This window comes from Empedobacter sp. ULE_I140 (genome assembly GCF_053482575.1).
The window spans coordinates 2,056,157-2,082,551 of record NZ_JBQMTX010000001.1; the positions used below are offsets into that span (position 1 = coordinate 2,056,157).

The following is a 26,395-nucleotide window of genomic DNA, read 5'->3' on the forward strand; positions in this document are numbered from 1 at the left end:
CATTTATAATATAAACTATTAAAGAGAATATTAAATGTTTGTCATCATCTAAATCCCTGTAAATTTAATTCCTAAACTCATCCAAGTTGTTGGCAACGGAATGGCTCCAGCTTCGTTATACGTAGTATTAAAAATGTTTTGTGCATCAAAATAAATACTCAAATTATTTTTGAATGAATGATTAATTCTTGCATCAGTAATCCAATAAGATTTATATGATTGACGTGTATTATAACGATTCGCTAAACTTAAAGTAGTTCTTCCGATTGCATAATCTATTGTATTGATTAACTGATGTTTTAAACTTTCTATTTTATATTTAGAATTGTATTGATCATCAACATTTTTAAACTCAGGATCAAGATAAGAATAGCTCAAAGAAAATTTCAAACTCTGGTTCGCAGAAAGGTTTGCTAAATATGAAACCTTCGTATTAAATCCATGTGTTCTCAAATCTCCAAAATTTTGCGCTTGCCAAGGTTCATTAGATGTTAAACGTACCCAATCGATAAAATCTGTGATCGAACGATAAAAATAATAGGCATTAAACGTCCAATTTCTTTTGTTGTATTTGAAACCAATTTCTGTTTGAAATGCCTTTTCAGATTCAACATTTGCATTCCCTATATTTCCTGGTCGTTGATCCAAATATAAATCTGTAAACGAAGGAATTCGCTGGCTTGTACCTGCATTTACCATTAATTTCAAGTTCGAATTTACCGCATAACTCGCATCAATTCCTGGAAATGCTTGCCAACCATATTGAGAATTATAGTTAACATACGTTCCTATATTTACATTCAGTTTTGGTGTAATATCCGTTTTATATTCCGCATAAAATCCAACATTATCGCGTGTATGATTTTTGATACTAGTTGATGAAATTTGCTCATTTCGGTATTCAACTCCTATTCCAATTTGATCTTTATTCAATTGATAGGTCGAATTTACTTCTCCCGAAATAGAATTTGAGTAATGCAGAGAACGTGCTTTACTCAAATCATTTTTATAATAGCGATAATCATCAAAATTGTAACGATAACTCACACGTGGTGCTAACGAAATTCGATCCGATAATTTATGTTTTGACTGAATATTAACTAACGTTGTTTCAACTAATTCTTTCGAATTTTTATCACCAGGTGAAGCATAAAAACCATTTGATCCGAAACCATTTTTCACATAACCATACGAAGCAACTAAACTATTTGCATCATCAAACTGAAAGTTTCCTTGATAATACAATTTATTGTTTTCGTATGCTGTATTGTATCGGTATCCATTTCCCCAATCGTGACTCACATACAACTGATGTTGATGCGTTTCTTTTGCCAAATTCGCGCCAAGTTGCACACCTCTACTTGTATAGGTATCGTCCGTATCTTCACTATCTTTCTTAAAATTTGTTCCAAAATAAGTATTCGCATAAACTCCTGTTTTCTTTGGTTGACGCGTGACAATATTTATCACACCTGTCAAACTATTATTTCCATAAACACGAGCAGCCGGACCACGTACCACTTCAATTCTGTCAATCGCCTCTAGTGGAATGGGAAGATTTAGCGCATTATGAGCTGTTTGATGATCCATAATTTTTGCACCATTCAACAAAATCAATGTTTGCTCAAAACTTCCACCATCCATCGAGATATCAGCTTGCGTTCCGAATGGACCACGTTGACGCAAATCTATTCCAGATGCATACTGCAACACATCTTGTAAAGAACGTGCAGGTAATTTGTTAATTTCTGATTTACTTAATACATAAATGTTTCTATTTTCTTTAGAAAGTGGCGTATTCAGACGGTTATCTAAAATAGAAACTTCACCTATCGCAATGGTATCATTCACATTTTGTGCAAAAATACTTTGTGCAGCTAAACACAATACCATAGTAATCTTCTTCATTTTTACTAATTATTTAATTAATTGAGTTAAATCTGACGCAAAAGTAGTACCTTTCCGATCTGCCATAATATACCAGTTTACAGATAATGAATAGTCCGGCTGAAATACCATACAAAAGTTTTATCGAAATCGAACGTAATTCGGATACACCAATTTACCTTCAATTAGCGAATCAGTTGGCTAAAGCAATACAATTAGGTTATATTCCAAGCGGCACAAAATTACTTGGAACGAGGCAGTTAAGTGATATTTTAACGCTTCATCGCAATACGATTGTCAATAGCTTTCAGGAACTTGAAGCCCAAGGTTGGATAGAAATCGTTCCAAATAGAGGAAGTTATGTACTGAGTCAATCTTCTCAAAAGTTTCAGAAAACGATTGTTCCAAAACAGTTTTCAATCAATTTGTATCCTGATAAAACGGGTTTTCAATTTGAACAATCGATACTTTTGGATAATCCGTACGAAAATTTTAATCAACGATTATATTTAACAGATGGAACAATCGATCATCGGTTAGCAGAATTAAAACTTCCTGCTAAATTATATTCAGCTATTTTAAAACGAAAAACTTCAATTTCAAAAGTAAATCAGTCCAAAAATGATTATTTTTTAAAGAATTTAGCGAATTATCTCAATTTAACACGAGGTTTACATATTTCGAAAGAAAATATTTTGGTAACGAGAAGTTCAGAAATTTCACTTTTTTTGATCGCAGAAATTCTATTAAAACAAAATGATTTTGTCGCTGTCGCAAATTTAAGTTACTATAAAAGTAACATGATTTTTCAGACACAATTTGCTAAAATCAAACAAGTAAAAACGGATCAATTTGGAATTGACACCGACGATTTAAGAAGATTATGCGAGCAATTTCCGATACGAATTGTTTACGTTACACCGCATCACCATTATCCTACAACGGTTACATTAAGTTCGCAAAGAAGAGTTGAATTACTACAACTTTCGCAGGAATTTGGTTTTGCAATTGTGGAAGATGATTACGATTTTGATTTCCATTACAGCAATCATCCAATTTTACCTTTGGCAAGTTCGGATCAAAATGGAATGGTTCTTTATACTGGAAAATTTGGTCATTATCTTGCACCAGGTTACCGAATTGGATTTATTGTAGCACCGAAAAATCTAATTCTTGAAGCGAAGAAACACTTATCAATTCTTGATCAACAGGTTGATCCATTTATCGAACAAGTTTTAGGTGAAATGATTAGCGAAGGTGAAATAAATCGAATCCTAAAAAAACATCGTAAAACCTATCGAGAACGACGCGATTATTTTTGTCAGAAATTGAAAACGGAATTAAATGATTTTATCAGTTTTACTAGTCCAAATGGAGGTTTAGCTGTTTGGATTAATTTTAATCAACCTATAAATTTAATGGAATTAAAACGAAATTGTTTAAAAAATGAATTGTTTATTCCACAAACAATTTTATATCAAACCCAACATCAAACTGGAATTCGCCTTGGATTTGCGCATCTAAATTTTGAAGAAATAGATGAAGTAATTTCAATTTTGAAACAAGAAATCACAAAAAAAGCTGAATAAATTTCAGCCTTTATATTTTTATGTAGGATTAATTACAATTAATCTAAAATCAATGTAATAATTAATTCCTATAAAATAAATCAACGCTAAAAAAGCATAAATTATAAATTGTTTTGATAGTCTGATTTTGAATTTTTTTAGCATAATTCCAACCAAAAAATTAAGTATAATCAACTGTAAAACAACTAAAAATGAATACTGAATTATAAAATACATAACACTAGAAAAATTTACAATACGAATTGAACCATAACTTTTGTAGGATTCGTGAAGAAATAATACTAAACAACTTACAAAAGAAACAATAAAACTAAATAGTACAGAAATTAAAAATGTTTTAAGTATTGGTTTCATTATTTTTTATCTCTCAACTTGAATGTCCACGTAAACTGAAACTCTGAAACAATATCTCCTTCCTCGTCTACGCCTCTACTTGTCACATTTAGCGATACACCTTTCTTCGTTTCGATCGCTTCTTTTATAGCTGCGTCTATTTTTTCTCCATCTTCGCAAGTAAACACAATTTTACCAATAGCTTTTTTCAAATACTTCGATTGCATTCCCAAAACCAACATCGATATATCTTCACCTGATTTAGAAATCTTAGCATTTGCCATCAAACCAGAAGAAAATTCTGCTGCCATTCCTTGCACCGCCCAAAACATACTTTTGAACGGATTTTGATTAAGGAATCCATATTTTACTCGTATCGAAACTTTATTTTCTTCCCACGATTCCAAACGAACTCCAGCAATCCACGCAATCGGAATTTGAGTTGTCAGTATATTTTTAAAAAATTCTTTGTTCATATTCTCATTATATCAAAAAGGGTTAATATAATAAAAGTAAATGTTTTATTTGATTTTCTTCAATTATTGAAGAAATTAATTCTAAAGTTATTTATTCATTACGCCTTATTCTACTAGGAGGAGAAGATGCAATTCATCGATTGGATATCCTAACGAAAGTTCCAGAGTAAGAAAAGGTATATAATACTTATCTTACAATTATGAAAGGAATAAAAAATCATTACGATGCTTCATTTAAATTACGAGCGGTAGAATTGAGTTATGAAAGAAGTAATATATCGGAATTAGCAAGGGAACTTGGAATAAAAGCCTCCTTATTATACAAATGGCGCAAAGATTATCAAGAATACGGATCCAATAGTTTTCCAGGAAAAGGTAATTTAAAACTAACGCCAGAACAGGAGCGAATAGTTGAATTAGAAAGAAAGCTTAAAGATGCAGAATTAGAACGTGATATCTTAAAAAAAGCAATCAGCATTTTCTCCAAGAACGGTCGATGAAATATAGATTTATAAAGAATCACGATTGCCAATTTCCGATTGAGAAAATGTGTATTATCTTAAAAATCCACTCCAGCAGCTATTATAAATGGAAAAATAAAGGTTGCTCCAATCGACTTTTGAGAAAAAATTTGATGCTAGATAAAATAAAGTATCTATATTTTAAATTCAAGCAGAGATATGGAAGTCCTCGAATTCATTCAGAATTAAATGCTTTAGGTTACAGAATATCAGTTAAAACAGTTGCTAAATATATGCAAGAGCTTGGTTTAAGAAGTAAATTAAGTAAAAAGTTTAGAGTTACAACAAATTCTAAACATAATTATTTAACTGTAAATAATCTTCTTAATCGAGATTTTTACGCTTCAAAACCTTCTATGAAATGGGTATCAGATATTACTTATATTCAAACTCAAGAAGGATTTTTATATTTAACAACAATTATCGATTTATATGATAGAAAGGTCATTGGTTGGAGTTTGAGCAATACGATGAGTACTGAAGATACAACTTTATCAGCATGGCGTATGGCTATAAAGAATAGAACGATAAAAAAAGGAATGCTATTTCATTCTGATCGAGGAATACAATATGCATCAAAGAAGTTTGCAAATACGCTTGATTCTTATGGTGTTATCCGTAGCATGTCAAGGAAAGGGAATTGCTGGGACAATGCTGTGGCTGAGAGTTTCTTTAAATCGTTAAAAACTGAAATGATTTATGGAAATAAATTAATTACAAGAGAGAAAATGAAAAAACAAATTTTTCAGTATATTGAAATTTGGTATAACAGAAATAGAAGACATAAAGCTTTGAATTATAAAACTATTTTTGAGTTTAATAATAATTTACAATTTTTAAAAAATGTAGCTTAACTTACACTGGAAAATTCAGGGGGATATCCACAGTACAAATTATTGTCAATCAAATTAGAAGTTTCTAATTATTTCATCTTTTTATAAACAGTGATTAAATATGAAAACTACCTCAACTAAGTAAAGAGAACATTATATATTGATATTTAATTTTCTTGAAATTCCTTTCAAAATATTTAATGACAACTTCATCTTTTCATTTTTAAAATAGTATTTTGCATAGATGAATATTTTCTCGTATCATATCGCAAAGCTTAGCTATTTTCAAGCTTTTAAATTGATGTTTTTTCCTTTGAAAACAAATAAAATAAATGGTTTGAAACATTCCGAAACGATGTCCACAATGAAATTAGGTTCGCCCATTTTTTCGAAAACAAGGATTTTCAATCAAACTATTATTGTATTTGCACAATGGGAAGATGAAAAATCACTCGAAAATTTTCTAAAATCCAATTCATACGGAAAACTTTTGACGAAAGGCTGGCATGTTCGATTAGATTTTTTGAGACAATGGGGAAATATTTCTGGTTTTCAAATTCCGACAAAAAATATCGAGGTAAATATGACAAATGAGCCTGTTGTTGCGGTAACAATTGCGCGAATGAAATACACAGAAATTCCTCGTTTTCTGCGCTGGGGAAGACTAGTCGAGAAATTAGTTCGTGATCACAAAGGCACAACACTTTCTTTGGCTTCTATTCGATATCCCAATATTATTTCGACATTTTCGATCTGGAAATCTCAATTAGAAATGACAAATATGGTAAATGGACATAGCAAAATATCTGATCCAAAAAGACACGCTAACGCAATGAAAGAGCGTAATCGAAAGGATTTTCATTTTGAATTTACAACTCTCCGGTTTAAACCAATTTCTGAACATGGACAATGGAATAATTGCGAATCTTTTCTTCCAAAAAAAGAAAATATTTAGATGAATTTAGCTTTTACAATGCAAAAATTTCAGGATTGGTTTACGCAACAATGGGTGATTCTTTGGGGAAGAAAAATTAATCCTACAGATTATCCGTGGTTGATTGCTCCTTTCGGAGAATTGAACGGAATTGGCGAAGAGTTTATTTATCAATTAGCAAAAAATGAAAATTTAATTGTCACTCGAAATTCAACTTCAAAAGGATTATTAAGATCTATTCATGAATTGAATTTCACTGATAATCAACTTGAAATTCTACCAAAAAAAGTGATCGATTTTTATGAATCTACAGCAAATTATGATTTAGAATTCAATGTAAAATGGAATCCTTATTTTTCATTTTTTGGTTATTTGGTCAACCGATTATTTAGTCAGCGAATTAATCAATTAAATATTCCGACAAAAAATATCGCGCAATCTGAAGATTTAGTAAGTGAAATTATCACACTAAATCATCCGCAAAACAACGAAATTATTTATACCATTTGGTTGAGAAAATTCAAAACTTCGGGTAAAGTTATTTATTCGGGAATTTACGGGACGTGTACACTTCCTTCTGGCAAAACCTGTATCAAAGCTGTTTTTCCTTTACCAAAAGGCAATGCAACAGTTATTATGAGTCCTAGAGTCAGTCATGAGAATGAATTGATTTTAGATTCGAGCGGAAAACAATTTGGAGATGCTGGTTTCTACTTTTTATTGAATGATGCTAAACACAATTATTGGGCTCAATTTATATCTTCATTTACCGATCAATTAATTGTAAAAGAAAAAGATAATCATTTACAAGCAATTCAAATTCTAAAACTTTGGGGATGTAAAGTTTCACTATTTACATATCGCATTCAGAAGAAAACCAAATAAAACGATTTCTTCACATGACTTTACAAATACTTTTAATTAGCTTTATAAAATGAATCATTCAGAACTATTTTACAAAGTTGATATCGTTGTGATTGGAAGTCGTTCAATTATTAGACGAAATCTCAAAAGCTACCGATGCAACATAGGTAAAAAGAAGATCACTCGATTTTAGAGATAACAAATTCACCGAAGAATTAGGGCAAGAAGCCGTAGCAATTGTAGATAAACGTGTGAGAGAAGGCTTGCCCATTCAATGGGTGCAAATAGAGCTGGTGCAGCAATTGCAAGAGAAATAATTGCTTATTTAGGTGTGTAACTTTAACATTTATTTAATCAATGCATTTAGTATTAAATATTTACACGTAAAAACCTTACTAACAAATGGATAATTTATTTGATTAAAGTCTATTAAAAATTAAATTTTTTCATTATAAATAATCAATAATTTTATGAGTTCTATGATTTTAATTAGTGGAATTCACAATCCTAGCGATTATATTTGTAAAAATTTAAAATTAGTAATGACAGCAGTAATCATTATCTTTGTTATACATTGGTATGCTTCTTTATTTTTCCAAACTTTTTTTCATCACCGATATGCATCACATGCAATGTTTACGATGTCAAGAGCTTGGGAAAAAATATTTCACGTTTTAGCGTGGATTTTTCAAGGTTCATCTTATCTAAGTCCCTATACATACGGGGTTATGCACAGACATCACCACGCGTATGCAGACACAGAAAAGGATCCACATTCGCCACAATATGATCCAAATTTCTTTGCGATGATGTGGAGAACTCGTATTGTTTACAACGAAATTGACCACGATAAAACACAAGTTTTAGAAAAATTCAAAAAAGGTGTTCCTTCTTGGCGTTCTTGGGATAGATTTGCTGGAAATAATGCTGTACGTTTAGCTTGGGTAATCATTTACATATTAATTTATGTTGCTGTTGACGCTCCACTTTGGACGTATTTTGTATTCATTCCGATGCAAGTTTTGATGAGCCCACTACATGGTGTAATCATCAACTGGTTTTCACACAAATTAGGTTACCGTAATTACGATGTTGGAGATACTTCGACAAACTTGATGCCGATTGACTGGTTAATGTGGGGAGAATGTTTACATAACAATCACCATAAATTTGGCGGACGTCCTAATTTCGCAGTTAAGAAATGGGAATTCGATCCAATGTATCCATGCATTTGGGCAATGAATAAAATGAATATCATTCAGTTCAAAAAAGGTAAATTAGACACCGATTATATGTAAAATAAAAGCGATTCAATAAATTGAATCGCTTTTTTTATTTCTTTTGATAAACGATACTTTCTATATATTTCTTGAAAAAGAATTTGTGTTCGACGATTTTAAAATTGGGTAGAAAACTTTGATACATTTTAGGCAATTGAGAAATATCCAAACCAATAACAATTCTAAAAAAGCTCAACATCACATTCGTCACACTTTTTTGCCAACCTTTCTGATTTTGTACAAAATCAACATAAAACCACAAACCTCCTACTTTCAAATACGAATTTAATTGACTAAATAATTCTTCTGCTTTGGATTGATTAAAATGATCAAACAAAAAAGTAGTCATCACCACATCATATTTTTTATCCGTTTCGAAATCAAAAATATCCGCAACAATAAAATTTATATTTAAATTCGACGTTTTTTCTATTTTCGCTAAATCAATCATTTTCGAAGAAAAATCAACATAATCTATATCCAATTTTAGATTTAACTTTTCTATTTCAGCGATAAATTTTCCCGCTCCTCCTCCAACCCACAAGATTTTATCATTCTTTTTCAAATATTTTAAAATCACAAAATGAGCTTGATGTTGACGATTTAAAAAAATCAACTGGCTCAATGAATGATAATATGGCGCAATAAAATTGTAATTCATTATTCGAATAAAATTACGCTTAAAATTCCACAAATTGCTTTCAACAAAATCATTCCATCAATCGCAATTAAATAATATAATATGGCTTTTGGACGATTGAGTTTAAAGGCGAAAATAGCTAAAAAAACAATCGGAATTAACATAAACAATATGCGGTGAAGTGGTAATCCATAACATATTCCGAAGATTACAAAACTCAAAAATCCTAGAAATATTAAGGGTAAAATAATGCGGTTTAACGTAAAATGATAACCATATTTTACAACAAAGGTTTTTAAATTTCGGTTGCTATCATCTTCATAATCTTTCAAATCAAACAAAATCGCATTCACAACGCAATACATAAAGGTTTGAGAAAATAGAAAATAGAATTTTGCATCAATGACATAATGCGTTTCATTCTTCAACATCAAAAATAAAACAGGTAAAAAAACGGTTGTAATCGCCCAAGTCCAGCCAATTAAAAATGGTTTTAACAACATCGTTTTACGTAATGAAATTCCTAATTTTAAATCATAATAACCAAAGGATAAAACTGTCGTAAAAAATAAAACAGCCAACCATTTCCAAGTTAATATTTCGTAATTCGGTAAACAATTTATCGCTAAAATAATTCCAGAAACTAAAGCGATTACGGCTAAAATAGCGGTATAAATACAAACAGATTTACGATGAGTAATGTAAAACTGAGTTCTTGGATTACTTGATGATTTTAAAGATTTTGGAATTCTGTAGGCATACAAATAAAACAATACGGTAATGGTGCTAATAAAAGCGTAATACGCAATTGAATTAAACGGTAAACCAATTTTGATATTCGTCTCTATATTGAGCACGATAGAAAGTAGAATTAAAAAAAAATTGGAAAAAAAAATGTTTACGATAAATCGACTAATCACTTTTTTTTCCATTTTCTTAACCTCTTAAATTTTGAAAAATTCTAGAATGACATTTTTATACGTTTCACCAATCGGAATTTCTTCGTCTTTCAAATATAAGACTTTATTTTGAATTGATTTCACTTTTTTTATCGAAACGATATAAGATCGATGAACTCGGACAAAAAGTTGATCGGGCAGTTTTTCTAAGATAGATTTCATCGATATTCGAGCAGTAATTCGTTTTCCGTTTGCGAGATGAATTTTTACATAATCGTCCAAACCTTCAATAAAATCGATATCATCGTACGCAATTTTATTCAGTTTATAATCAGCTCGAATTGTCAAAAACTCTTTGTCTTCATTCAGTTTTTTATCCACCAAAATCAGCACCGCTTTATTCACTGCTTCTTCAAATCTATCGTAATCTATCGGTTTCAACAAATAATCTATCGCCGCAACATTAAAACCATCAACCGCATATTCTGCAAAAGCCGTAGTAAAAATAACAGGAATTTTCTTTTCTAAATTTTTGTAAAATTCCATTCCATTCGTACGCGAAATCTGAATATCCAAAAACATCAAATCGATTGGAAATTGATTGATATATTTCTGTGCATCTTTCAAATTTGAGAATGTTTTCACTAACTCGACATGTTCATTTCTCGAACAATAATTTTCGATTACCATTAATGCTAAAGGCTCGTCATCTATCGCAATTACTTTAATCATTCAAGAAAATTTTTAGTTCAACAATAAATTTAGATAAATCATTATGAATAGTTAATTTATAATGATTTGTATAAAAATAATCTAACCTCTTTTTCGTATTCTTCAAACCAATTTCACTTTTTTCAGTTTCAGGAGTTACCTCTTTCGAAATGGTATTTTCTACGTTCAAAAATAGTGTTTGTTGCTCAACTTTTATCGAAATAATGACAGGTTCCGAAGCTTCATCAATCACACCATATTTAAATGCATTTTCGATAAAATTAATTAAAATTAATGGCGAAATTCTTAAATCTGCAGAATTTCCTTCGACCTCAAAAATAACAGATTCTTTGTTCGTTAATCTCAATTTTTGCAACTCAATATAATTCTTTATATAATCTAAATCTTGTTGCAAAGGCACAAAATCTTTGGAAGAATCTGAAACTACAAATCGCATCATTTTGGATAATTTCATCACCGCATCCGAAGCAGAATCTGACTTTTGAAGCGTTAAAGCATAAATATTATTCAACGTATTGAACAAAAAATGTGGATTGATTTGTGCTCTTAAATAAGCAATTTCAGACAATTGTTTTTCATTTTTCATTTCCTGAAAACGTTTATTTTGTCGAATAAAAAGCGAAACAATCGCCATCATCGAAAACATAATAATTTTCGGGCTCCACATCATAAAATTACGAGGCGGTTTTCGAGACTCAAAACGATTAAAAGGCGGAATTTTTGGTGGAACTTTGTTAAAATGAAACGCAAATTCTGGAACTTTATACACCACAAAAAAGAAAATGATGAGAATAACGATGTAGAAAAAATAACGTTTCTGAAAATATAATTTTGGAATTAACACGAAATAATTCACCAAAAAGAACACTAACAATAAGATATTTTCAAATAAATTTCGATTCTCAGCCTTGCACAACTTTATCATGTCCTCATATAATCTTCTAAACAAAAGTATATATCGATATTTTGTTATCTAAATTTAAGAGGTTAACCTAAGATTTTTGTAGGTTAATTGAAATATGAATGGTTTTTATTTATCTTTAACATTAGAATTATATTTGATCAAACACAACAAAAATGATAAACAAAAAAGTAAACAGCATCGAAGAAGCGCTACAAGGCGTAGAAAGCGGAATGACGCTTGCTGTTGGAGGCTTTGGACTTTCTGGAATTCCTGAAAACTTGATTCAAGGATTGGTAGACAAAAAAATCAATAACCTTACGTGTATTAGTAACAATGCAGGTGTAGACGATTTTGGTTTAGGATTATTATTACAAGGACGACAAATCAAAAAAATGATTTCTTCTTATGTTGGAGAAAATGCAGAATTTGAACGTCAAATGCTTTCAGGTGAATTAGAGGTTGAATTGATTCCGCAAGGAACTTTAGCTACTCGCTTAATGGCTGCTGGTTATGGAATGCCTGCAATTTTTACGCCTGCTGGAGTTGGAACTGAAGTCGCTGAAGGAAAAGAAATCAGAAAATTTACCTTTCACGGAATCGAAAAAGAATATTTGTTAGAATATGCTTTCGAGCCTGATTTTGCAATTGTAAAAGCGTGGAAAGGTGATACAGCGGGGAATTTAGTTTTCCGTGGTGCAACAGCAAATTTCAATCATCCAGCTGCTATGTGTGGAAAAATTACGATTGCCGAAGTGGAAGAATTGGTAGAAATTGGAGAATTAGATCCAAATCAAATTCATACGCCTGGCGTTTATGTCAATCGAATTATTCAAGGTGCGAAATACGAGAAACGTATCGAAAATAGAACTGTTCAACCTAAATCATAAAAGAAAATGTTAGATAAAAATGGTATTGCAAAACGTATTGCAAAAGAAGTACAAGACGGATTTTATGTGAATTTAGGTATCGGAATTCCAACGTTGGTTGCTAATTATATTCCCGAAAATGTAAATGTTGTTTTACAATCAGAAAATGGATTATTAGGAATGGGACCTTTCCCTATCGATGGTGAAGAAGATCCTGATTTTATCAATGCGGGTAAACAAACGATTACAACTTTACCAGGTTCAGCTTTCTTTGATTCGACGATGAGTTTCGGAATGATTCGCGCACGAAAAATCAATTTAACAATTCTTGGCGCAATGGAAGTTTCGGAGAATGGAGACATTGCCAACTGGAAAATTCCTGGAAAAATGGTAAAAGGAATGGGCGGTGCAATGGATTTAGTAGCTTCGGCTGATAATATTATTGTAGCCATGCAACATGTGAACAAAGCAGGAGAATCTAAACTTCTAAAAGAATGTACACTTCCTTTAACAGGAATAAAATGTGTCAAAAAAATTGTTACTGAATTAGCTGTTTTAGAAGTTTTACCAGAAGGTGGTTTCAAATTATTAGAGCGAGCACCAGGAATTTCTGTGGAAGACATCAAAAATGCAACTGAAGGAAAATTAATTATTGAAGGAGAAATTCCCGAAATGATTTTATAAAAAATAAAGATTCGAAAGGAAAGTTAAAAAGCTTTCCTTTTTTTATGCTCGATTTGTTTAACTTTATTCAAATTAATACTTAAAAATCGATGCAAACAAAATTAGTAATCGCTCTACTTTCACTCAATTCTCTTGCTTTTGCGCAGCAACAGAATTTAGTAAAATATGTCAATCCCATGATTGGAACAGAAAAAATGGGACATACTTTCCCTGGCGCAACTGTTCCTTTTGGCGCTGTTCAATTAAGCCCAGAAACAGATTCTATTCCTTATGCTATCAACCACAAATACAATCCAAAAGTTTATGATTATTGTGCGGGTTATCGTTTTGAAGATAAAACAATAACTGGATTTAGTCATACACATTTTAATGGAACAGGACATTCTGATTTGGGTGATTTCTTAATTATGCCAACCGTTGGAAAATTAAAATTAAATCCCGGAACTGCTCAAAATCCTGATAGCGGTTATCGTTCTCGATTTTCGCATCAAAACGAAACTGCCGAAACTGGATATTACAAAGTCAAATTGGATGATTATAATATTTGGGCAGAAATGACCGCTTCTACTCGAGTTGGTTTTCATCAATATACATTTCCAAAATCGATTGATTCGCATATTATTTTGGATTTGAATGCTGGAATTTATAATTATGATGACAAAAATACATGGACGTATGTTCGCGTGGTGAATGACACATTGATTACGGGTTATAGACAAACACGAGGTTGGGCAAGAAATAGAACGGTTTATTTTGCGATGACTTTTTCAAAACCATTTAAAAATTATGGACAGAAAAATGAAGACGGACAAGTTGATTACAAAGGTTTTTGGCGTAAATGGAACGAAACTCAGAATTTTCCATTAATCGAAGGAAAAAAGATCAAAATGTATTTCGATTTTGATACAGAAAAAGATGAAAAAGTAAAAATCAAATTTGCGATTTCTCCAGTCAGTCAAACCAATGCGTTAGAAAATCTGACAACAGAAATTCCACATTGGAATTTTGAACAAGTGCGTAACGAAGCAAAAGAAAATTGGAACAAGGAATTGAATCGAATTCAGATTAAAGCTTCAGAAAATGATAAAATAAATTTCTATACAGCGATGTATCATACCTTCATCAATCCGACAACTTATATGGATGTGAATGGGCAGTACAAAGGTTTGGATCAAGAAATTCATCAAGCCAAAGATTTTACAAATTACACCACTTTTTCACTTTGGGATACCTATCGTGCACTGCATCCGTTGTTCAATATCATTCAACCAAAACGCAACAATGACATGGTAAAATCGATGATGAAACATTATGAGCAAAATCCAATAAAAATGTTGCCAATTTGGTCGCATTATGCCAACGAAAACTGGTGTATGAGCGGCTATCATTCTGTTACAGTTGTTGCAGATGCGATTGTAAAAGGTGTTTATAACGAAGATGCAAATGCTGCTTTGGACGCGTGTATTGTTACGGCAAATAAACGTGATTATGAAGGAATTGGCGATTATATCGACAAAGGTTATATTCCAGCTGAGAAAAATGGTACATCAATTTCGAATACGTTAGAATATGCTTTCGATGATTGGTCGATTGCGCAAGCTGCAAAAAAATTGAATCGAATGGATGTATATGAAACATTTATGAAGCGTTCTGAGAATTGGAAAAATAATTATGATGTTTCGATTGGATTTATGCGTCCTCGATTAGCGGATGGAAGTTTCAAGAAAGAATTTGATCCATTGAATACACATGGACAAGGTTTTATTGAAGGAAATTCGTGGAATTTTAGCTTTTTTGTTCCTCAAAATCCAAATGGATTAATTGAAGCAATGGGTGGAAAAAAGAAGTTTGGAGCAAAATTGGACAAATTATTTACGATGCATTTGCCTGACGAATATTTTGCGGAAACAGAAGACATTACGCGTGAAGGAATAATTGGAGGTTATGTTCATGGAAATGAGCCGGCACACCACGTTGCGTATTTGTATAATTGGGCGGGACAAGCGTGGAAAACACAAGAAAAAATCAGAATGATTTTGGATATGCAATACAAGCCAACGCCTGATGGTTTGGGTGGAAATGATGATACTGGACAAATGAGTGCATGGTATATTTTTAGTGCTTTAGGTTTTTATCCTGTTCAGCAAGGATCGACAGATTACGCAATTGGGAGTCCTTTGGTAGATCATGCTATATTGAATTTAGAGAATGGAAAACAATTTGAAATTGAAGTGAAAAATCAATCGAAGAAGAATGTTTACATCCATAAAATAGAGTTGAACGGAAAGAGTTTTTCATCTTTTAATTTGAATCATTTTGATATTGTTAATGGCGGAAAAATCATTTTTTATATGAGTGACAAACCTAAAAAATAAACGTTAAATATTTTATAATTAAATAAATAAGTTTGACTACTTGAGGAATAATGATTAATTTAAATCAAATTTAAAACCAAGAAAAATGGCTAAAAAGGCAAAAAAAGAAGAAAATCATTTACAAGTTTTAGTGGATAAATTAAAAGATCCAAAACATAAACAATTAGTTCAAACGAATCGTTTAAAGAAAAAACGTCGCAATAACGCAAAAAATTAAGCATAAAAAAACCTCCAAAATTTGGAGGTTTTTGTTTTTTAATATTTTATAAAATCCCCATCAACTCTACTTCAAAGATCATGGTAGAATATGGTCCTAATTCTTTTGAAATTTCGCGATCTTTATAACCAATTTCTGGTTTTACAACAAATCTAAATTTACTTCCAACTGGCATTAATTGTACTCCTTCCGCCCATCCTTTTATTACATTTTCCAAAGGAAAAGCGGCTGGCTTCTTACGTTGAACCGAACTATCAAAAACTTCACCTTTGATATTTGTTCCATGATAATGACACAAAACTGTATCGGATAAAGTTGGCTTCACTCCTTCGCCCAATGTGATTATTTCGTACAATAATCCGCTTTCAGTTTCGGTTACACCTTCTTTCAATTTATATTCTTCTCGAAAAGCTAAACCTTCAGTTTTATTCTTTTCAATCAATTCTTGTTTGCGTTTTAGTAATAATTCAGCTACTCCCATACCACAAATTTAAAAGGAATATTTTTAATTATAGCATATTAATCATTTCTACAAATTAGTTTACTTTTAATGAAATTATACAACTAAATGAAAAAGATAATATTTTCGTTACTTTTTACTATTATTTCAATTGTAATTTTCGGGCAGAATATCGTAAAAGAAATACCATTTCGATTAACAAAATACAACAATATTTTAGTACCAGTTATTATCAATCAAAAAGATACGGTGCAATTGATGTTACATACAGGCTCTGATTATATTACAATTATTGAAGATTCGTATAAAAAAATGCAATCTATTTCGATTTCTGATACCTTAAACAATGTGACATCTTGGGCTGGATATTCGGATATGAAAATGAGTCAAAGCAATGTGATTAAATTTGGTAATGAAGAGTTCAGCAAAATTCCAATTTTTATTGACAAACAATCTGGACATGAGAGTGATGGAAAAATTGGTTTGAAATTTTTTGAAGGAAAATATTTAGAAATCAATTTTGATGAGAATAAATTATATGTTTATAATAAAGCTCCTACCAAACTAAAAAAGTATACAAAATTAAATTCGAGATATTCTCAAGAAACACTGTATATAAAAGCTTTTCCATTTATTGACAAAAAACCGATTGAAACAGAGTTTATGATTCACACAGGTTTTTCTGGAGCATTGATGATTTCGGATGATTTTGCCAAAGAAAATAAATTATTAGAAAAATTTGAAATTATTGGAGAATCAAAACTAAATGATGCTGCTGGTAATGTAATACTTTCCAAAAAATCAATTTTACCTAATTTCGAATTGGCAAATCAAACATTCAAAAATGTACCAATGTCATTTTTTGATAGTACAATAAAAATTCAACACAAAAATATTATGGGTGGCGATTTGATTAAACGTTTCAATCTAATTCTCAATCCAGAAAAAGATATTTTATATGTAAAGAAAAGTAAATATTATAAAGACGAGTATTTTAAATTATAAAAAAAATCCACTTCATTTTGAAGTGGATTTTTTTATAAACTATATTGTATTCTTATTTTGCTTTGAATTTGTTAATCGCGTTAATCGTAAATTCTGATAAAACTAATTCACCCGAAATTTTTGCACGCTCGATTAATAACTCATCCCAATTTTCTGTTCCTTCCCAAGAAACACGTTTCAAATGTTTCATTGCTTCTGGATTTGAATTAGCTAATTTTTTAGCTAAAATATCGATGCCTTCATCCATTTCAACTGAATTTGCATAAACTTCTGCATACAAACCTTTTTCTTTAGCCCATTCAGCCGACTGAAATTCAGTTGCATTAATCGCCATTTGTGTAAAAGCAGAATTTCCAACTTTACGTTCTACAGCAGGTCCAACTACAAACGGTCCGATACCTACTGCTAATTCTGATAACTTTACAGATGCAAATTCTGTTGCAAAAGTATAATCTGCTGCCGAAGCAATTCCAACTCCACCTCCGACTGCTTTACCTTGAATACGTGCTAAAACAAATTTTGGTGCTTTGCGAATTGCGTTGATAACATGTGCAAATCCTGAGAAAAATTCTAGACCAGTTTCACGATCTTTGATTGAAATTAATTCGTCAAAAGATGCACCAGCACAGAATGTTCTATCTCCAGCACTTTTTAAAACAATAACTTTTACTTCGTCATCGTTTCCTAATTTTTCAATTTCTGTTGCTAAATTTCTTAATTGAGAACCTGGCATTGAATTACTTTGCGGGTGAAAGAATTCAATTGTACCAATTCCATTTTGTATATCTGATTTTACGTATGCTTCCATATCTAATTTGATAATTTTTTTAAATGTGGTAATGAGCAAATTTAACTAATAAATTATTCATTATATGTTTAATTGTTTGAATCAAAACAATTAATAATTTGAGATGCTTCGACATGCTCAGCATGACAAATATTTCACGTAATTTTTCAATTTGAAAATGATTCTAAATCATCTTCTCATTAACAAATTACCACATTCTCACATTATATTAATCTTGATTTAATTTTTTAACCATTGTTAAAATTGTTGCAATACCAACTGTTTCTCCCGTTTCGTCGTAAATATCAACTAACCAACGAACAATTCCTTTTGCCACATCGTTTTCATCTTTTTTCTCTTGATCTATTTTTTCTTTACACGTAAAACGAACTCCAATTGTAGAACCTGGATATACAGGCTTCACAAAACGACATTCATCTAAACCATAGTTTAATAAAACTGGACCTTTTTTCGCTAAAACAAATAAACCTGCCGCTTTAGACAATAAATAGTATCCGTGAGCAACATTACGCTCAAAAATAGTTCCTTCTAAAGAAGTTGCGTCAACGTGTGCATAGAAATTATCGCCAGATAAAGCTGCAAATGCATTAATATCTGATTGTTGAATCGTATGTTTTGCTGTGATTAATGTATCACCAACTTTTACTTCTTCGAAATGCTTCGCGAATGGATGTTTATCTTCTTCGATATAATCTGCTCCATATTGGTATTGTTGCGTAACTGCCGTCAATTTATTTGGAGAACCCTGGATTGCTGTACGTTGCATATAGTGTAATACACCACGCTTACCTCCCATTTCTTCTCCTCCACCTGCACGACCTGGACCTCCGTGAACTAATAATGGAAGTGGTGATCCGTGACCTGTCGATTCTTTTATACATTCTGCATCCAAAATAACGATACGTCCATGTAAAGAACCTGCATTCAATACAAATTCTGTTGCGATATCATTATCCGCAGTAACAATCGAACAAACTAAAGATCCTTTCCCCATACGAACTAAGTCAATTGCTTCGGCAGTTCCGTTGTAAGGAATAATCGTAGAAACTGGTCCAAAAGCTTCGATGTTGTGAACGTCCGTTTTATTGAATGGATCGTTGTTTAAAAATAAGATTGGAGAAATAAAAGAACCTTTGTTTTTATCAGCACCTTTTACTTCGAAATTATCTAAGTTTCCAAAAATAATTTCTTGTGTTTTAGCTAATTCTTCTACTTTCTCACGAACTTCTTTTACTTGCGCTGCTCCCGCTAAAGCTCCCATACGAACACCTTCCACATTTGGATCTCCAATTGTAGTCGTTGCTAAACGTTGTCCTAAAGCGATTTGAACATCCTCAACCAAATGAGCTGGCACCAATGCACGACGAACCGCTGTACATTTTTGTCCTGCTTTAGTTGTCATTTCACGTGTAACCTCTTTAATAAAAATATCAAATTCTAGTGAGCCAACTTGTACATCTTCTCCTAAAACACAAGCGTTTAAAGAATCTGCTTCTAAGTTGAATGGAACACCTTCTGAAGTAATTCTTGGATGTGCTTTTAACATTTGTCCTGTCCAAGCAGAACCTGTAAATGTTACAACATCTTCTGACTCTACATTATCTAAAATTCCGTTTGCTGAACCTGTGATTAATTGTAAAGCACCGTCAGGTAAAATTCCAGATTCAATGATTGCACGAACAACAGTTTCCGTTAAGAAAGAAGTAATTGTCGCAGGTTTTACAATAGCTGGAACTCCAGCCAATAAATTAACCGCAACTTTTTCTAACATTCCCCAAACTGGGAAATTGAATGCATTAATATGAATTGCAACACCTCGTTTTGGTGTTAAAATATGTGTACCTAAGAATGTTCCGTTTTTAGAGATTTTATGCGTTTCTCCTTCAACATAAAATGGTTGATCTCCGAATTGACGTCGTAAAGATGCATTGGCAAATAAGTTTCCAATTCCTCCTTCAATATCAACCCAAGAATCTGCACGAGTCGCACCTGTTGCCCAAGAAACCGTGTAAAATTCTTCTTTACGATCCATTAAGTATAAGGCTAATTTTTTCAACATTAAACCTCTTTCTTGGAACGTCATTTTACGTAAAACTGGTCCACCAACTGTACGTGCATAATCCATCATCGCACCGAAATCTAATCCAGCTGATGATGCAGTTCCTATTTCTTCGCCATTGATGGCGTTATATAACATTTGCCCTTCAGACGAACCTTTTGTCCATTGTCCTAAAGCATAATTTTCTAATTGTTTAGCCATTTTTATGTTGTTTGTGTATTTTTTTAGTTATAAGTCGTAAGTATTAAGTTATAAGTTTTTGTCATTCTGAGTTCATCTCAGAATCTCATTAAATTTAAGTGTGATACTGAAACAAGTTCAGTATGACATTTTACATAATACTTTTTACATTTTACTTACTTTCATTCCACGTTTTATAATTCGAAGCCATTGACTCGTAATAATAATCTGGAACTTCTGTTAATGGTTCACAAGGTTTTAAACTATCATGACAATCACTTGGTAATTGCATATATTGTTGAGTACCTTGATCTTTCCATTCGATCATTTGATCCGAAACTTGTTTTACGATTTTTGCAGGATTTCCAACCACAACACTTCTTGTCGGAATATGTGTATCAGCCTTTACAAAAGCTAAAGCACCAACAATACATTCGTCTTCTACCACAACATTATCCATAACAACTGCATTCATCCCAACCATACAATTACGACCAATTGTTGCGCCGTGAATAATTGCGCCGTGACCGATATGCGCTTTTTCTTTTAATTGAACTGTTGTTCCTGGAAACATATGAATCGTACAATTTTCTTGTACATTGCAATTATCTTCGATAATAATTTGTCCCCAATCACCACGTAACGCACAACCTGGACCAATGTAAACATCTTTCCCAATAATCACATTTCCTGTCACTACAGCTTGCGGATGAATAAATGCTGTTGGATGAACAACGGGTTTATATCCTTTGAATTCGTAAATCATAATTTGTAGATTTGAGATAGTAGTATTGAGTAATGAGATTTTATTTAATTGTCACTCTGTGTTTATTTCAGAATCTCATTAAGTTAATGTGATACTGAAACAAGTTCAACATCACTAAAATCTAATATCTAACTTCTCAATACTAGAATCTATTTTTTATGCTCTTTCAATAATTACAGCGTAACCTTGTCCTAAACCGATACACATTGTAACCAATGCATAACGTTTTCCTGTTGCTTGTAATTCGTAAGCCGCAGAATTTAAGATACGCGCTCCTGACATTCCAAGTGGATGACCTAAAGCGATAGCTCCACCATTTGGATTGATACGAGAATCGTTATCTACTAAACCTAATGCACGCGTACATGCTAAAGATTGCGCTGCAAATGCCTCATTTAATTCAATTACATCAATATCATTCATTGTTAAACCAGCTTTTTCTAATGCAATTTTAGTTGCATTCACTGGTCCAATTCCCATAATGCGAGGCTCAACACCTGCAACACCAGAAGAAACAATACGTGCCATTGGTGCTAAACCAAAATCTTTAATCGCTTGTTCAGAAGCTAAAATATTCGCTGCCGCACCATCATTAAGCCCAGAAGCATTACCCGCAGTTACCGTTCCATCTGCTTTGAAAGCTGGGCGTAACTTTGATAAAATCTCCATTGTTGTATTATTCTTTGGGAATTCATCTATATCAAAAATAATAGCATCACCTTTACGTTGTGGAATAACAACAGGAACAATCTCTTTCGCTAAACGTCCATTCACTTGGGCAGCAGCCGTTTTTTGTTGAGACCAAACCGCAAATAAATCTTGATCTTCACGCGAAATATTATCACGCTCTGCTAAGTTTTCCGCTGTATTTCCCATTCCATCAACACCCCACATTTCTTTCATTTTTGGGTTGATAAAACGCCAACCAAAAGTTGAGTCATAAATTTGTGCATCACCACCAAATGGAGAAGCCGATTTAGAAATTACTAAAGGTGCACGTGTCATCGATTCTGCTCCACCAGAAATCATTAATTGTGCATCACCAACCTGAATTGCTCTCGATGCTGCAATTGCAGCTGATAAGCCAGAAGCACATAAACGATTCACTGTTTCACCTGGAACTGTGTAAGGTAATCCAGATAATAAAGCCGACATACGAGCTATATTACGGTTATCCTCTCCTGCTTGATTTGCATTCCCTAAAATTACATCGTAGAATGCAGCAGGATCAATTGATGGATTTCTTTTTAATAATTCGGCGATTACCATTGCCCCCATATCATCCGGACGAACAGCAGATAATCCACCTTTTAATTTACCAATTGGAGTTCTAACTCCATCTATAATATATGTTTGGTTCATTGTTTCTTTAGTTTTGAGTAATGAGTTCTAAGTTTTGAGTTGAAAATACTCAATACTCATAACCCACAACTTATTACTTAATTCTCTTCAATTAAAGGTTTACCTGTTCTAAAACAAGTTCCTTTAAATAAAGCAATTAATTCATTATGTTGATTCGTAACTTTGATATCGTAAATACCTGTTTTTTTCGTTGTCGAAACTTCTTGAGATTCAATGGTAAATACATCTCCCTCGCGTCCAGCTTTCGTAAACGAAATGTGAACATCTAAGGCTACAGAAATATTATTGTACATATTGCACGAAAAAGCAAACGCAGAATCTGCCATCGCAAACGTTACGCCTCCGTGAACAGACCCTACTCCGTTCATCATTTCTGGACGAATTGCTGCTTGTAATTTTGCATATCCTTCTCTAACTTCGATTACTTCTAAACCTAACCATTCACTAAATTTATCGTGGTCAAGCATTCTATTTAATAACTTTTGTGGTTCCATTTTTTTTGATAATTTTTAGTAGAATGTTTTATTTTCTTTGACGAAATTTCTGATAATTGGACTTAAACGGTAACGATCTTCATGGTAATAATTATACAATTCATCTAAATCATTTTGTACATTTTCCAGTCCATATTCATCCGCCCATTTCAATAATCCTTTTGGATAATTTACACCTTTTGTCATCGCCGTATCTAAATCTTCACGGTTTGCAATGTTTAAAAATAAAGCATCAGCTGCTTCGTTGATTAACATCACCAAAACACGTTTGTATATTTTTTCTAATAAAGCTTGATCTTGAGATAGTACTTTTTTCTCCACTCCTTCTGCATAATTGTAAAATCCACGACCAGATTTACGTCCGTAATATCCAGCTTCGAATAAGCGTTTTTGAGAGAAAGATGGTTTAAATCTTGGATCATAAAAGAATGATTCGAAAACCGATTCGGTTACACGATAATTTACATCATGACCAATAAAATCCATTAATTCGAATGGTCCCATACGGAAACCTCCAACAGAAGTCATCGCAAAGTCTATTGTTTCTGCATCTGCAACTCCTTCTTCTAATAAACGAATTGATTCGCTATAAAATGGACGAGCTACACGATTTACAATAAATCCTGGCGTATCTTTCGTAATTACAGGTAATTTACCAACAGATTGAATCAATGCTTTTACTTCTTCTGCTAAATCTTCTCGCGTTTGTACGGCTGGAATAATCTCTACCAAAGCCATTAAAGGCGCAGGATTAAAAAAGTGAATTCCAATAACACGTTCTGGTTTTGAACACGCAGATGCAATTGATGCGATTGATAATGAAGAAGTGTTTGACGCTAAAATACATTCGTCAGAAACGAGTTCTTCCACTTGTTTGAAAACTGATTTTTTAATATCTAAATTTTCAATAATTGCTTCAATCATCAAATCAATCGATGCAAAAGCGGTTAAGCTATCTGCATATTCGATATTGTTTTGAATTTCTTGTGCTTTTTCAGCTGTATATTTTTTTTTCGCCACTAACTTCTCGAATGTCTTCGCTAAGTTTTGTTTTGAACGATCTAAAGCTTCTTTATTTGTGTCATATAAAACAACTGGATGACCAGATTGAGCAAAAACTTGCGCAATTCCAGACCCCATTGCTCCACCACCAATAATTCCTATTTTTTTCATTTCTTACTCGCCTTTAAAAACAGGATTTCTTTTCTCGATAAATGCGTCTACACCTTCTTGATAATCTGATGTATTCCCTGATTTAGCTTGAAATAATCCTTCTTGAATTAATTGTTCTTCGATTGAATTATTAAATGTTTGATTCAATAACTTCTTTGTATAAGCCAAACCTTTTGTTGGAAGATTCGCTAATTTATCAGCAATCTTTGCAACTTCAGCATCGAAAATATCGTCAGCAAAAAACTCATAAATCATTCCGATTTCTTTTGCTTGAGCCGCCGAAACTTTATCTGCAAGCATCATTAAAGCAGTTGCTTTTTGAAGTCCAATTAAACGAGGTAAGAAATAAGTTCCTCCACAATCTGGGATTAAACCAATTTTAGAAAAAGCTTGAATGAAATTTGTCGATTCTTTCGCGACAACAATGTCACAAGCCAAAGCTAAATTTGCTCCCGCACCGGCAGCAACACCGTTTACAGCAGCAACAACTGGTTTGTCCATGTTTCTAATTTTAAGAACCAATGGATTATAATTTTCCTGAACGATTTTATTGAAGTCGATTTCTATTTCTTCTAAAACTTCGCCTAAATCTTGACCAGCGCAGAATGCTTTTCCCGTTCCAGTTAAAACCACTGCACGAACAGAAACATCTTGAGCTGCAACATCCAAGTGATGTTGAAGAGCTTTAATCATTTCCTGATTAAAACTGTTAAAAACAGAAGGACGATTCAACGTAATCGTAGCAATTCCTCCCTCTTGTGTGTATAGGATTGATGTTGAATTTTCCATAATTTTTTAGTGATGACATTTGAAATAATCAAATGGTTCGTGGCAACTATTGCATTGATACATAGCTTTGCAGGCCGTAGAACCAAATTGACTGATAAGTCTGGTATCTGTAGAGCCACATTGTGGACATTCTACATTTTGTTCATCCGAAAAAAGCGCATCAGACGAAGGATTTTTGGTTGGCGGTGCAATTCCATAAGCCTTCATTTTTTGCTTTCCTTCTTCTGTCATCCAATCAGTTGACCACGAAGGGCTCAACTGATTAATGACATTGATATTTTTGAATCCTTTTTCGATTAATTTTAAACGAACAGAAATTGAAATTGCACTCATAGCAGGACATCCAGAATAGGTTGGCGTAATTGTAACGTTGACACTTTCTTGGTCAATTAATTCAATTTTACGCACAACACCAAGATCGATTACACTAATCACAGGAATTTCTGGATCAGCGACTTCCTCCATGTAGTGCCAAATTTCTTTTTCGGTTACCATTGCGAATCTGGATAAGTTCTTTGTAAATATTGTAAATCTGTTAAGATAAATCCTAAATGCTCTGTATGAAGACCTTCTTTACCTCCTTTTTGTACAAACGCATTTTCTACATCAGCTTCAATTGTCGCTTCGTCTAAAATTGCTTTTACATTTGCTAACCAAGTTGCTTGAAATTCTTCTGGGCTTGAAATTAATCCTTCTTCAACTAAAGCTTTTTGGTAAGGTGCTAATAAAAATGCTTCTTTTACATAAGGTAAAATATTGTTTACAGCTTCCTGAATTTTATCGTGAGATTCTTGTGTTCCATCTCCTAAACGAATCATCCATTCTGATGACCATTTTAAGTGATATTTTACCTCTTTCAATGATTTTTCAGCGATGGCTTGTAATTTAAGATCTTTTACTTTCAAAAATTGCTCTAACAATAACGCATGGTAAGAATCGTAAAAGAATTGACGTGCAACTGTGTCTCCGAAATGTCCGTTTGGTAATTCAACCAACAATAAGTTTTTATATTCACGCTCTTCACGTAACATTGCTAACGTATCTTCAGTTGCTCCATTTCCGATCATTTCAGCCGCATAGTTATAATAATTAGAAGTTTGACCTAATAAATCCAACGCCATATTAGACATTGCAATGTCTTGTTCTAAAATTGGACCATGACCACACCATTCGCATAAACGTTGTGCCAAAATTAGATTTGTATCCGCTAAATGCAAGATAAAATCGATGTAATTTTGATTGTTTTGATAAACTGTACTTGTCAT

General features: G+C 32.5%; 26 protein-coding genes. 10 read left to right on the plus strand and 16 right to left on the minus strand.

Annotation, left to right across the window (positions count from 1 at the left end):
* Window positions 1–48 precede the first annotated feature (48 nt).
* Window positions 49–1,908: a TonB-dependent receptor plug domain-containing protein gene (locus tag ACTS9J_RS09815; protein WP_291049283.1), complete on the minus strand. Its 1,860-nt coding sequence runs from the start codon at window positions 1,906–1,908 to the stop codon at window positions 49–51.
* 86 nt (window positions 1,909–1,994) lie between these two features.
* Between ACTS9J_RS09815 and ACTS9J_RS09820 the strand changes: the two genes are divergently transcribed.
* Window positions 1,995–3,476, plus strand: a complete 1,482-nt coding sequence (locus tag ACTS9J_RS09820; RefSeq protein ID WP_291069759.1) for an aminotransferase-like domain-containing protein — start codon at window positions 1,995–1,997, stop codon at window positions 3,474–3,476.
* A 353-nt stretch (window positions 3,477–3,829) separates the two neighbouring features.
* Here ACTS9J_RS09820 and ACTS9J_RS09825 read toward each other — a convergent pair whose 3' ends face one another.
* Window positions 3,830–4,285: a DUF4442 domain-containing protein gene (locus tag ACTS9J_RS09825; protein WP_286496307.1), complete on the minus strand. Its 456-nt coding sequence runs from the start codon at window positions 4,283–4,285 to the stop codon at window positions 3,830–3,832.
* A 200-nt stretch (window positions 4,286–4,485) separates the two neighbouring features.
* Between ACTS9J_RS09825 and ACTS9J_RS09830 the strand changes: the two genes are divergently transcribed.
* The 4 genes from ACTS9J_RS09830 to ACTS9J_RS09845 all read left to right on the plus strand — a co-directional run bounded on the left by ACTS9J_RS09830 (window position 4,486) and on the right by ACTS9J_RS09845 (window position 8,735).
* Window positions 4,486–5,660, plus strand: a protein-coding gene (locus ACTS9J_RS09830) for an IS3 family transposase (RefSeq protein WP_260392374.1) whose coding sequence is annotated in 2 segments (ribosomal slippage) — window positions 4,486–4,753 and window positions 4,753–5,660 — 1,176 coding nt in all. Because the reading frame shifts where the segments join, the coding sequence is not laid out codon by codon here.
* A gap of 334 nt (window positions 5,661–5,994) precedes the next feature.
* Complete coding sequence (locus tag ACTS9J_RS09835) at window positions 5,995–6,594, plus strand: hypothetical protein (RefSeq protein WP_349679587.1); 600 nt, start codon at window positions 5,995–5,997, stop codon at window positions 6,592–6,594.
* A complete protein-coding gene (locus ACTS9J_RS09840; protein ID WP_219035105.1) occupies window positions 6,595–7,458 on the plus strand; it encodes a hypothetical protein in 864 nt (287 codons plus the stop codon).
* A 521-nt stretch (window positions 7,459–7,979) separates the two neighbouring features.
* Window positions 7,980–8,735 carry an acyl-CoA desaturase gene (locus ACTS9J_RS09845; RefSeq protein WP_286496360.1) on the plus strand — a complete coding sequence of 252 codons (756 nt, stop codon included), beginning with the start codon at window positions 7,980–7,982 and terminating at the stop codon, window positions 8,733–8,735.
* Between the two features lie 34 nt (window positions 8,736–8,769).
* On the opposite strand, the gene ACTS9J_RS09850 is transcribed toward ACTS9J_RS09845, so the two are convergent.
* From ACTS9J_RS09850 to ACTS9J_RS09865, 4 genes are all read right to left on the minus strand, one after another.
* Complete coding sequence (locus tag ACTS9J_RS09850; RefSeq protein WP_291047553.1) at window positions 8,770–9,378, minus strand: class I SAM-dependent methyltransferase; 609 nt, start codon at window positions 9,376–9,378, stop codon at window positions 8,770–8,772.
* Window positions 9,378–10,214, minus strand: coding sequence for a hypothetical protein (locus ACTS9J_RS09855; protein WP_291047555.1), 837 nt, complete (start codon window positions 10,212–10,214; stop codon window positions 9,378–9,380). Before ACTS9J_RS09855 ends, ACTS9J_RS09850 begins: the two co-directional genes overlap by 1 nt.
* An 87-nt stretch (window positions 10,215–10,301) precedes the next feature.
* Window positions 10,302–10,988 carry a LytR/AlgR family response regulator transcription factor gene (locus tag ACTS9J_RS09860; RefSeq protein ID WP_291047557.1) on the minus strand — a complete coding sequence of 229 codons (687 nt, stop codon included), beginning with the start codon at window positions 10,986–10,988 and terminating at the stop codon, window positions 10,302–10,304.
* On the minus strand, window positions 10,981–11,856 hold the full coding sequence (locus ACTS9J_RS09865) for a sensor histidine kinase (protein WP_448353470.1): 876 nt from the start codon (window positions 11,854–11,856) through the stop codon (window positions 10,981–10,983). The genes ACTS9J_RS09860 and ACTS9J_RS09865 overlap by 8 nt, the downstream gene beginning before the upstream one ends.
* A gap of 209 nt (window positions 11,857–12,065) precedes the next feature.
* Between ACTS9J_RS09865 and ACTS9J_RS09870 the strand changes: the two genes are divergently transcribed.
* The 4 genes from ACTS9J_RS09870 (at window position 12,066) to ACTS9J_RS09885 (ending at window position 16,034) form a co-directional block, all read left to right on the plus strand.
* A complete protein-coding gene (locus tag ACTS9J_RS09870; protein ID WP_038331757.1) occupies window positions 12,066–12,779 on the plus strand; it encodes a CoA transferase subunit A in 714 nt (237 codons plus the stop codon).
* Window positions 12,780–12,785: 6 nt separating this feature from the next.
* Window positions 12,786–13,442 (plus strand): 3-oxoacid CoA-transferase subunit B, encoded by a 657-nt coding sequence (locus ACTS9J_RS09875; protein ID WP_219035112.1) that lies wholly within the window; start codon window positions 12,786–12,788, stop codon window positions 13,440–13,442.
* An 89-nt stretch (window positions 13,443–13,531) separates the two neighbouring features.
* Complete coding sequence (locus ACTS9J_RS09880) at window positions 13,532–15,817, plus strand: GH92 family glycosyl hydrolase (protein WP_291047571.1); 2,286 nt, start codon at window positions 13,532–13,534, stop codon at window positions 15,815–15,817.
* An 85-nt stretch (window positions 15,818–15,902) separates the two neighbouring features.
* The gene (locus ACTS9J_RS09885; protein WP_257468234.1) at window positions 15,903–16,034 is read left to right on the plus strand and encodes a hypothetical protein; all 132 of its coding nucleotides are present in this window, start codon (window positions 15,903–15,905) and stop codon (window positions 16,032–16,034) included.
* Window positions 16,035–16,080: 46 nt separating this feature from the next.
* Here the strand turns inward: ACTS9J_RS09885 and ACTS9J_RS09890 are convergent, their stop codons facing one another.
* Window positions 16,081–16,515, minus strand: coding sequence for an FKBP-type peptidyl-prolyl cis-trans isomerase (locus tag ACTS9J_RS09890; RefSeq protein ID WP_125350278.1), 435 nt, complete (start codon window positions 16,513–16,515; stop codon window positions 16,081–16,083).
* A gap of 87 nt (window positions 16,516–16,602) precedes the next feature.
* On the opposite strand from ACTS9J_RS09890, the gene ACTS9J_RS09895 reads away from it, so the two are divergent.
* Entirely contained in the window at window positions 16,603–17,499 is an 897-nt protein-coding gene (locus ACTS9J_RS09895) for a hypothetical protein (RefSeq protein ID WP_416411042.1), read from the plus strand.
* Between the two features lie 52 nt (window positions 17,500–17,551).
* On the opposite strand, the gene ACTS9J_RS09900 is transcribed toward ACTS9J_RS09895, so the two are convergent.
* From ACTS9J_RS09900 to paaC, 9 genes are all read right to left on the minus strand, one after another.
* Window positions 17,552–18,307: an enoyl-CoA hydratase/isomerase family protein gene (locus ACTS9J_RS09900; RefSeq protein ID WP_219035115.1), complete on the minus strand. Its 756-nt coding sequence runs from the start codon at window positions 18,305–18,307 to the stop codon at window positions 17,552–17,554.
* Window positions 18,308–18,515: 208 nt separating this feature from the next.
* Window positions 18,516–20,567, minus strand: a complete 2,052-nt coding sequence (gene paaZ / locus ACTS9J_RS09905) for a phenylacetic acid degradation bifunctional protein PaaZ (RefSeq protein ID WP_291075514.1) — start codon at window positions 20,565–20,567, stop codon at window positions 18,516–18,518.
* A 151-nt stretch (window positions 20,568–20,718) separates the two neighbouring features.
* On the minus strand, window positions 20,719–21,312 hold the full coding sequence (locus ACTS9J_RS09910; protein ID WP_448353173.1) for an acyltransferase: 594 nt from the start codon (window positions 21,310–21,312) through the stop codon (window positions 20,719–20,721).
* Between the two features lie 156 nt (window positions 21,313–21,468).
* Window positions 21,469–22,674, minus strand: coding sequence for a 3-oxoadipyl-CoA thiolase (gene pcaF / locus ACTS9J_RS09915; RefSeq protein ID WP_448353174.1), 1,206 nt, complete (start codon window positions 22,672–22,674; stop codon window positions 21,469–21,471).
* Between the two features lie 77 nt (window positions 22,675–22,751).
* A complete protein-coding gene (paaI, locus tag ACTS9J_RS09920; protein WP_291076575.1) occupies window positions 22,752–23,168 on the minus strand; it encodes a hydroxyphenylacetyl-CoA thioesterase PaaI in 417 nt (138 codons plus the stop codon).
* A 15-nt stretch (window positions 23,169–23,183) separates the two neighbouring features.
* Window positions 23,184–24,341 carry a 3-hydroxyacyl-CoA dehydrogenase NAD-binding domain-containing protein gene (locus ACTS9J_RS09925; RefSeq protein WP_291076573.1) on the minus strand — a complete coding sequence of 386 codons (1,158 nt, stop codon included), beginning with the start codon at window positions 24,339–24,341 and terminating at the stop codon, window positions 23,184–23,186.
* Window positions 24,342–24,344: 3 nt separating this feature from the next.
* Complete coding sequence (locus ACTS9J_RS09930) at window positions 24,345–25,130, minus strand: enoyl-CoA hydratase-related protein (protein ID WP_291062439.1); 786 nt, start codon at window positions 25,128–25,130, stop codon at window positions 24,345–24,347.
* 6 nt (window positions 25,131–25,136) lie between these two features.
* Window positions 25,137–25,625 (minus strand): 1,2-phenylacetyl-CoA epoxidase subunit PaaD, encoded by a 489-nt coding sequence (gene paaD / locus ACTS9J_RS09935; protein WP_291062437.1) that lies wholly within the window; start codon window positions 25,623–25,625, stop codon window positions 25,137–25,139.
* Window positions 25,619–26,395: a 1,2-phenylacetyl-CoA epoxidase subunit PaaC gene (gene paaC / locus ACTS9J_RS09940; RefSeq protein WP_286496255.1), complete on the minus strand. Its 777-nt coding sequence runs from the start codon at window positions 26,393–26,395 to the stop codon at window positions 25,619–25,621. Before paaC ends, paaD begins: the two co-directional genes overlap by 7 nt.

Bases quoted from the DNA above. Each gene is read 5' to 3' on its own strand.
- ACTS9J_RS09815 (WP_291049283.1), bottom strand. From the start codon at position 1,908: ATGAAGAAGATTACTATGGTATTGTGTTTAGCTGCACAAAGTATTTTT.
- ACTS9J_RS09820 (WP_291069759.1), top strand. From the start codon at position 1,995: ATGAATAGTCCGGCTGAAATACCATACAAAAGTTTTATCGAAATCGAA.
- ACTS9J_RS09825 (WP_286496307.1), bottom strand. From the start codon at position 4,285: ATGAACAAAGAATTTTTTAAAAATATACTGACAACTCAAATTCCGATT.
- ACTS9J_RS09835 (WP_349679587.1), top strand. From the start codon at position 5,995: ATGTCCACAATGAAATTAGGTTCGCCCATTTTTTCGAAAACAAGGATT.
- ACTS9J_RS09840 (WP_219035105.1), top strand. From the start codon at position 6,595: ATGAATTTAGCTTTTACAATGCAAAAATTTCAGGATTGGTTTACGCAA.
- ACTS9J_RS09845 (WP_286496360.1), top strand. From the start codon at position 7,980: ATGACAGCAGTAATCATTATCTTTGTTATACATTGGTATGCTTCTTTA.
- ACTS9J_RS09850 (WP_291047553.1), bottom strand. From the start codon at position 9,378: ATGAATTACAATTTTATTGCGCCATATTATCATTCATTGAGCCAGTTG.
- ACTS9J_RS09860 (WP_291047557.1), bottom strand. From the start codon at position 10,988: ATGATTAAAGTAATTGCGATAGATGACGAGCCTTTAGCATTAATGGTA.
- ACTS9J_RS09870 (WP_038331757.1), top strand. From the start codon at position 12,066: ATGATAAACAAAAAAGTAAACAGCATCGAAGAAGCGCTACAAGGCGTA.
- ACTS9J_RS09875 (WP_219035112.1), top strand. From the start codon at position 12,786: ATGTTAGATAAAAATGGTATTGCAAAACGTATTGCAAAAGAAGTACAA.
- ACTS9J_RS09880 (WP_291047571.1), top strand. From the start codon at position 13,532: ATGCAAACAAAATTAGTAATCGCTCTACTTTCACTCAATTCTCTTGCT.
- ACTS9J_RS09885 (WP_257468234.1), top strand. From the start codon at position 15,903: ATGGCTAAAAAGGCAAAAAAAGAAGAAAATCATTTACAAGTTTTAGTG.
- ACTS9J_RS09890 (WP_125350278.1), bottom strand. From the start codon at position 16,515: ATGGGAGTAGCTGAATTATTACTAAAACGCAAACAAGAATTGATTGAA.
- ACTS9J_RS09895 (WP_416411042.1), top strand. From the start codon at position 16,603: ATGAAAAAGATAATATTTTCGTTACTTTTTACTATTATTTCAATTGTA.
- ACTS9J_RS09900 (WP_219035115.1), bottom strand. From the start codon at position 18,307: ATGGAAGCATACGTAAAATCAGATATACAAAATGGAATTGGTACAATT.
- paaZ (WP_291075514.1), bottom strand. From the start codon at position 20,567: ATGGCTAAACAATTAGAAAATTATGCTTTAGGACAATGGACAAAAGGT.
- ACTS9J_RS09910 (WP_448353173.1), bottom strand. From the start codon at position 21,312: ATGATTTACGAATTCAAAGGATATAAACCCGTTGTTCATCCAACAGCA.
- pcaF (WP_448353174.1), bottom strand. From the start codon at position 22,674: ATGAACCAAACATATATTATAGATGGAGTTAGAACTCCAATTGGTAAA.
- paaI (WP_291076575.1), bottom strand. From the start codon at position 23,168: ATGGAACCACAAAAGTTATTAAATAGAATGCTTGACCACGATAAATTT.
- ACTS9J_RS09925 (WP_291076573.1), bottom strand. From the start codon at position 24,341: ATGAAAAAAATAGGAATTATTGGTGGTGGAGCAATGGGGTCTGGAATT.
- ACTS9J_RS09930 (WP_291062439.1), bottom strand. From the start codon at position 25,130: ATGGAAAATTCAACATCAATCCTATACACACAAGAGGGAGGAATTGCT.
- paaD (WP_291062437.1), bottom strand. From the start codon at position 25,625: ATGGTAACCGAAAAAGAAATTTGGCACTACATGGAGGAAGTCGCTGAT.
- paaC (WP_286496255.1), bottom strand. From the start codon at position 26,395: ATGACAAGTACAGTTTATCAAAACAATCAAAATTACATCGATTTTATC.